The 6,637-nt window shown below is 43.3% G+C and carries 6 protein-coding genes and 1 pseudogene; 1 reads left to right on the forward strand and 6 read right to left on the reverse strand.

All coding sequences use genetic code 11. The annotated features are described in order from the left end of the window. The first annotated feature begins 30 nt into the window (after positions 1-30). On the forward strand, positions 31-1,302 hold the full coding sequence (locus RDK53_RS09815) for a hypothetical protein (RefSeq protein WP_308514424.1): 1,272 nt from the start codon (positions 31-33) through the stop codon (positions 1,300-1,302). Between the two features lie 254 nt (positions 1,303-1,556). On the opposite strand, the gene RDK53_RS09820 is transcribed toward RDK53_RS09815, so the two are convergent. The 6 genes and pseudogenes from RDK53_RS09820 to RDK53_RS12275 all read right to left on the reverse strand — a co-directional run. Then, positions 1,557-2,468 (reverse strand): permease, encoded by a 912-nt coding sequence (locus tag RDK53_RS09820; protein ID WP_308514425.1) that lies wholly within the window; start codon positions 2,466-2,468, stop codon positions 1,557-1,559. Positions 2,469-2,566: 98 nt separating this feature from the next. Next, complete coding sequence (locus RDK53_RS09825) at positions 2,567-2,875, reverse strand: metalloregulator ArsR/SmtB family transcription factor (protein WP_308514427.1); 309 nt, start codon at positions 2,873-2,875, stop codon at positions 2,567-2,569. Next, on the reverse strand, positions 2,859-3,332 hold the full coding sequence (locus RDK53_RS09830) for a molecular chaperone TorD family protein (RefSeq protein ID WP_308514429.1): 474 nt from the start codon (positions 3,330-3,332) through the stop codon (positions 2,859-2,861). The genes RDK53_RS09825 and RDK53_RS09830 overlap by 17 nt, the downstream gene beginning before the upstream one ends. 137 nt (positions 3,333-3,469) lie before the next feature. Continuing rightward, positions 3,470-4,231, reverse strand: a complete 762-nt coding sequence (locus RDK53_RS09835; RefSeq protein WP_308514431.1) for a 4Fe-4S dicluster domain-containing protein — start codon at positions 4,229-4,231, stop codon at positions 3,470-3,472. Positions 4,232-4,245: 14 nt separating this feature from the next. Then, positions 4,246-6,528, reverse strand: coding sequence for a molybdopterin-dependent oxidoreductase (locus tag RDK53_RS09840; RefSeq protein ID WP_308514433.1), 2,283 nt, complete (start codon positions 6,526-6,528; stop codon positions 4,246-4,248). Next, positions 6,529-6,621: pseudogene (locus RDK53_RS12275) on the reverse strand (hypothetical protein); the annotation flags it as partial. Between the last annotated feature and the right edge of the window lie 16 nt (positions 6,622-6,637).

The raw sequence follows: 6,637 nt of genomic DNA on the forward strand, positions 1-6,637 counted from the left end.
GTTACACGGTATGGCTTTTTTGGAAAAGTTTTGACGACTCAGATTGCAACAATTGAGCTTTTCTCTCTGGTGAGAACTTTCAATCGGGAAGAGTTTTATCTCTTTGGAAGAAAGATTTTTGTGCGTCCGCTTCCTTTGGCTTTCTCGCAAGCTTCAATGATTAACTCAGTCTTTTCTCGTCAAAACAGAGAGACACTCCGACAACAATCGAAAACTAAAGCATCTATGCCTTCGGAATCTCTTACGCCGGAGACAAATGAAGATAAGAGTTGCTTCAAACGAAAAGTCATTCTCTTAATGACCGACCATCTCGCTTTAGTCGGAGGTGCCGAAACCAGGATCGTAAGAACTGCAGAACTTTTATCTGAACTTAATTTTGTTCCCATCCTCCTGTGCCAACATAATGCTCATGCCGCTTCTCAAAAATTCCCCAATTTAATTTTGAATTATCGAGATCCGCACATCGGTACAGTCATTGGTAAATGGATTGACGAAGGACTCATCCACGGCATTGAATTCCATGTCAAAAATCCTCGGGTACTTTACGACCTTCCGTTGTTTGAGTGGAAAGATAAAATAATATTAGGAGCTCAAATCCATAACCTATTTGCATTGACGCAGGAACTGAAACAACAATTTGAATATTGTCATTACATTGTTTCCTCTCAATTGGCCTTTGTGCCCAAAACTAAAGTCATTCGAAACTGGATCGACGCCTCTAAGTCAAATTCGTTCTGGAGCTACAAAAATCAAAAGAAAGCACTATTAATTTCTCGCCTCTCCAAAGACAAAAAGATGCACTTCTCTAAGTTTGTCAACTTCTGCCGAAAACATGAACTAGATTTTCATATTGCTTCCGATTGGCCACGGCTGCCGTGGCAACGTCGTTTTCTTTCTTCTCTTGAACTAAACGATGCTGAATTCATCGGACCGGTGTCCTCTAATTCTTACCTCAGACATTCAGCTGGACAATATCTGTTCATCGCTGGAATTGGCCAAGTTCCGCTTGAAGCTGCATCTTTGGGAATTCCTACCGCTGTAATGTCATCGAAATCCGAAAAGGAGTTTCAAGATCCGCTCGTTTTTCTTGAAAAAGACAATTTACCTCTCCTTGAGCAATGGAACTTTGTGATCAATCAATGTCCTATCCATACTCTTACGCCTAATGCTCAAAGGTTTATGCAGAATCAAACAACTGGAGCAATCAGGGAAGAATTTTTCTTAGAAGATGAACTCAAAAATCTGCGAACTCCGAATGACCTAATTGAAGTCTACGAAAGATGCTATATGAAACCGTCTTAGGAGATATGAATCAAAATCCTTTCATTCAATGAGCATAAAAATACTTATTCACCCCAATTGAGCCGCCGATCTTTGAAAAAAGCCCCAGATTAGATGACGTTTTATTCCGTTTTAGTTTTCTGGATGTCCGAAGATCTGCTGGAACTTTCTTTTTTGTCATTCTGCTCTCTAGTAATTTTTACCTTGCAGCAACATTCCTTTTCAGGGGTAATAAGGATTTTTTTGAATATGCTCTTTAAGTCTTTCATGATGAACTATCCTAATAATGAATTAAAAATAAAGCCCGTTGCGCAAGCGACGGCAAAAACTGAGATAAGAAAGGCGGCCAGCATCTTCTTGGTAAAAATAGAGCTGAGCAAAGAAACTTCGGGAAGACTTGCGCCTCCGCCCCCAATCATTAGCGACACTAAAACACCGGGCCCTAACCCTACACTCTGAAGAACCGTGGCCATTGGAATAATAGTTTCCGTTCTTATGTAGAGGGGAATTCCAATGAGCGCTGCAGCTGGAACACTAAACCACGCTGGGATCCCTCCAACTTTTTGAACAACGGAAACCGGTAGGAGCCCATGAATAAGAGCTCCGATCGCAGTACCGACAAGAAGGTAAGGGAATACTTTTCTAAGGAGCAAAAGAGAATTGAGGATTGACGTTTGAATAACGGTTTTTAGTTTCATTCCAAACGTACCGGCTAATTCCGACCACATCTGTAGCTCTTTCTTTCCTCCGGTGATACTAATGTCATAAATCTCTTTTTCAAACCCAAATTTCTCCAAAACCAGTCCGCACAAAACTGCAAAGATAAAAGTACATAAACCGTACAGAATTGCAGTTTTAATCCCGAAAAACACTCCCATCAGAGTGATGATGGCAGGGTTCATAATCGGAGATGCTAAAAGAAAAGCAATCGAAGTGGAGAAGGGAGCCTTTGAGTTAACAAAGCCCACAAATAACGGAATAGTTGAGCAGGAGCAAAACGGAGTAACGCCTCCGAGAAGAGCCCCGCAGCACGCAGATAAAAATTTATTGCTTCTCGAAAACTTAAAAATTTTGCTCTTTGGATTGATGAAAAATTGACCGATCCCAACTAAAAACGAAATCAGAAAAAACAATCCAATAAGCTCAAAAGTAAGTTTTAAAAATTCAAGCAGAAAAGAAGGCATCATGATCCTAAATAAAGATAATAAGGACTCCTCTGCAAGCTAGAGCCTGCATGCTTCTTAGAAGGTGTAAGAATGTAGAGAAGCTGAGGTTTCGGAATCCTTTACATCATTCTTTTGATTCTTCTCATTGTTACTGTATTTCTCGAACATTGAAGGAAGCCCTTCAGACAAGTCAACTCAATCGAATAGAGGATAGAATTAGCTTTCTTTTGTGCCTTAACGACTTGAGCTTCTTTCAAAACTGCAAGATGTCGAGAAACAGTAGGCATTTCCAACTGAACCATGTTTGTGAGCTCAGTAACTGTTTTTGGATTTTCAAGCATCGCCTCTACCATCATTAAGCGAGCAGGATGGCCGAGAGCTTTAAATATTTTCGCTTGCTCTTCGTAAACTTCAGGAAATTGTGCCATTCTCTTTAGACTCCCACCTACTCCACTCAGCAAAGAATCTTCCTAATTCTTTATAAAATTCGTGCTTGGCTTCTGTTTCTAACAGCAGAGACCATTCTAGGATGAATTTACTGAGAAATCTTTCAAAAAATTCGGCTTTTTCTTCTGGTTCTAAAAGCTCGTATATCTCGAGAACCGGAACAATATGTTCCGGTGGCTCTTTTATGTCTCTTTCTACTTCAAAACCCCTGCTTCCTAGGTAAGATAAATATTCGTCCAGAATCTTGTCGCCCAACTTATCTTTCCAGCAAGTAAGATAATTCTTAGCAGGAGGACTACCAGGACTTAAAAAAAGCCGTGTGTAGTCCAAAAGCATTGCTTCAAAAGATTTTGCATCTTGGGTCCCTTGAGTGTACAAATCGTCCAGACGTCGGGCCTTTTCTGCTAATTGTCCATCCAAAGATTCTGCAGCTTTCAAAAAAACATGCATATCTCTAAGTTCCTGACTGGGTTCAAATAAACCGAGCAAAACAAGATTAAGAGGTCTCTTCGTCATAAATACATTTCGCGGCAAGGAAGAGGCTTAAGCCCCTTCCGTGTTAATAGGTTAATAGATCACTCTCTCGGAGAGAACTGTCCCATGTAGAAGACCTTTGGATTAGTTCCTTTTTCTTCTTGAAGTCTTTGGACTTTGCCCGTCTTCAATTTTGCAGAAATAGTAGAGGTTGGATCATCTAAATCACCAAATATCCTAGCCCCCGCAGGACAGGCATCTACACAGGCAGGATTCATACCGTTGGAAGTACGGTGGTAGCAGAAGTTGCATTTTTCTACTACTCCCTCCCTTCTTTGAGCGGCGGAATCGCCTGCCTTAAATAGATTAGCATATGCTGGAACAGCGCCGGCCTTTTGGCCAAGTTCCTGAGCATCGCCTGTGGCTCCTCTTACAAGAACAGGCCGGGTTGCAGCATCCCCTCTCGGATCAACTCCTTTAGGATTGAAGCTGATGACAGAGTAAGTCTTACCGTCCAAGCTTTCGGGTCCTAACTCAGCAGAAGAGTAAGGGCAAGCATTCTGACACAGACGGCATCCTACGCATGCCTCGTCATTGTGAAGAACAACTCCTTCGGGGCTGACAAACATGGCTCCTGTCGGACAGACTTTAACGCACTGCGGATTTTCGCAATGGTTGCACATGACGGGAATAGCAATCTGTGTTGTGTTTGGGAATACTCCTCTGGTTTCTTGAATGAAATCTGCCCAATTAAATGATTGGCCTTCTCCTCGGGTTCTTGTGTTATTCTCAGCTTTGCAAGCCAGAGCGCAGGCCCCACAGGAAGAACATAAATTCAAATCAATGATCATTCCAAATCTCATTTCTCTCTCCTGGCTTAAAGTTTTTGAGAAATTTTCTTAATGTTGACTCTGGTGAATCCGCCATTTCTGCAGGAAGTACCGGATAAGCGGTCGTAGTCGTCCACTAGAATTTCATTGTTATTGCCGCCCCGGGGTGTTTTCCCGTATTCTTTTGCAGCAATCTGGCCATAGGCCCAGTGGCCCTGACCATAGGCTTTTGCAACCGTACCTGGACCTACACCTTCCCAAAGTTTCACTTCAGTGACAATGGTTCCGACCGGAGAAGAAATTTCGACGATGTCATTATCCTGAATACCGAGAGCCTTAGCATCAATCGGATTAATCTTAAGGACATCTCCCCATGAACGATCCCCGGCATCACATTTCTTGAATTCCTGCATCCAAGGAAGGTTGGCAGAGCGACCTTCACGGTTCAAGCGGCTCTTGTGATCAATGAACAAGAACGGATATTGCTTCTCTTCACCATGACGCAAAGGTTCTTCATAGTGAGGCATCCACCCTTTGATCCCTTTAGCTTGATAATGGCAAGCATCAAGAATCTTGTCAGGAGTAGTGTTGTATTTAGCTGCGTGAGCTTCTAAGACCTTTTTTAGATCTCCGGAAACAAACTCAAAATTACCGCTCGGTGTTGGGAACTTTCCGCCCCAATGTTTCTTGTAAACCTGAGGAGCGGAATTATGCATTCCTCTTTTCCTAAAATCTTCCCAACCATTGATTTGATCGCCCGGAATCGGCTTCGACGTACGGAGCCAGCATGGTGCTGAGGCTATCTTGGTAGTGATAAGCTGGAACTCTTTTTCATTAGTTGGTCTAGCACCTGTCTCAGGATCGACAAATTCTGTTGAGTAATAGTTCAGCAGTGTCGGCCAGCCTTTCTTAGCTAGTTTTTCTGCCAAAAGCCAAGTGACTTCATTTTCTTCCTGTTTTACATCCCAAATCCTATCGCATGTTGGTTGTTGCAACGAGGTCCAGGCATGCATGGAACCGAAACCTGTTACTGCGCCCATCCCTTCAGCTGCATTAAAGGTAGAAGGAAGAACAATGTCAGCAAACTGAGTCATTTCTGATGGGAACGGAACAATATGCACAAAGAACGGTACGTTAGCCAAAGCTTTTTCCCAGCGTTTGCCGTCGGCTGCAGCAAAAGGAGTGTTAGTCCACGAACTAATCATAACTTTCACGAAATCTGGATTCTCGAGCATATAGTTGGCAATATTGTTGGTCACAACGCCACTGCCCAGTTTGGCCTTCATAGCCGCCGGCATATCCAGGTCTCCACGGCCATCGATTTTCTTCCCTTTACCATGAGCCTTGGCGAGTTCGTCAATATATTTATCCATTGACGGATACTTGCCGCTGAGAGATTTGACAGGATCGTGGGTTCCTCCAACGTTATCAACTGAGCCTAAAATGCCGTTGAGCGCATGAACCACCATTGCCGTGTATGTACCTCTTGGGTTCATACAAACACCGGGCCCCATCCACACGATCACGTTCGGGGCGGCCTGTCCCATAGCCTTAGCTACCCGTCTAATTTGTTCCGCATCCAAACGGCATTCTTTTGCTGCTCTTTCAGGAGTCCAGTCTTTAGCCTCCTCGTTCCAATATGTAATCAGTCCGAGGGTGTTGTTTTCTTTAAAGGCCTGAGGATCTACCGTCTTTCCCGGAACAAACAAGTTCTTACCGTCAGCAAAGTCTCCGACAAAATCTTTATTCCATAGTCCTTCGGTAAGAAGCACATGAGCTATAGCATTAGCAAGAGCTCCGTCAGTTCCCGGAAGTATCGGAAGCCATTCTTTAGATTTAGCGGCCGCAGTAGATAGCCTCGGATCGACAGTTATTAAGATGCCCTTTTTCTGAAGCTCCCCAAGTCTTGAAATAACGTTAGGAACTTGTCTGTTGGAAGCAAAAGGATCCGTACCCCAGAACACAACGCACTTTGAATTTCCTAGGTCATAGTCCCTGTAAGAAAACAATCCCTGTGTGTAACCGGGCCCCATTTTTTCTGTTTCGGCGCAAAGAGCAGAAGTTGAGAAATTATTTGGGGATCCGAAGAGTTTTGTCAGAGTGCCATAAAGAAGAGCATGGGAAGTATTGCCGTATCTTCCTTTGAGATAAAGAAGTCTTTCCGGTTCGCCTGCATTTCGAAGTTCAACCATCTTGTCGGCTACTATATCCAGAGCTTCATCCCAGGAAATAGGAATCCATTTTGGATCGATCCCGCGTCCTTTCTGAGGATTTGTTCTCTTAAGAGGCTGTTTAATACGATCCGGATCATAATTTTCTTGAGGGATCAAATGTCCTCTTGGGCAGCAGAATCCATGATTACCTTTCGAATTTTGATTTCCGCGTACTCTTGTGGCTCGCCCATTCTGATTAAAAACTTCGATAGCACAGTATTGAGTG

This window comes from uncultured Turicimonas sp., assembly GCF_902477955.1.
Taxonomy (GTDB): Bacteria; Pseudomonadota; Gammaproteobacteria; order Burkholderiales; family Burkholderiaceae_F; genus Turicimonas.

Coding starts and splice junctions, on each gene's coding strand:
- RDK53_RS09820 (WP_308514425.1), bottom strand. CDS start 2,468: ATGATGCCTTCTTTTCTGCTTGAATTTTTAAAACTTACTTTTGAGCTT.
- RDK53_RS09825 (WP_308514427.1), bottom strand. CDS start 2,875: ATGGCACAATTTCCTGAAGTTTACGAAGAGCAAGCGAAAATATTTAAA.
- RDK53_RS09835 (WP_308514431.1), bottom strand. CDS start 4,231: ATGAGATTTGGAATGATCATTGATTTGAATTTATGTTCTTCCTGTGGG.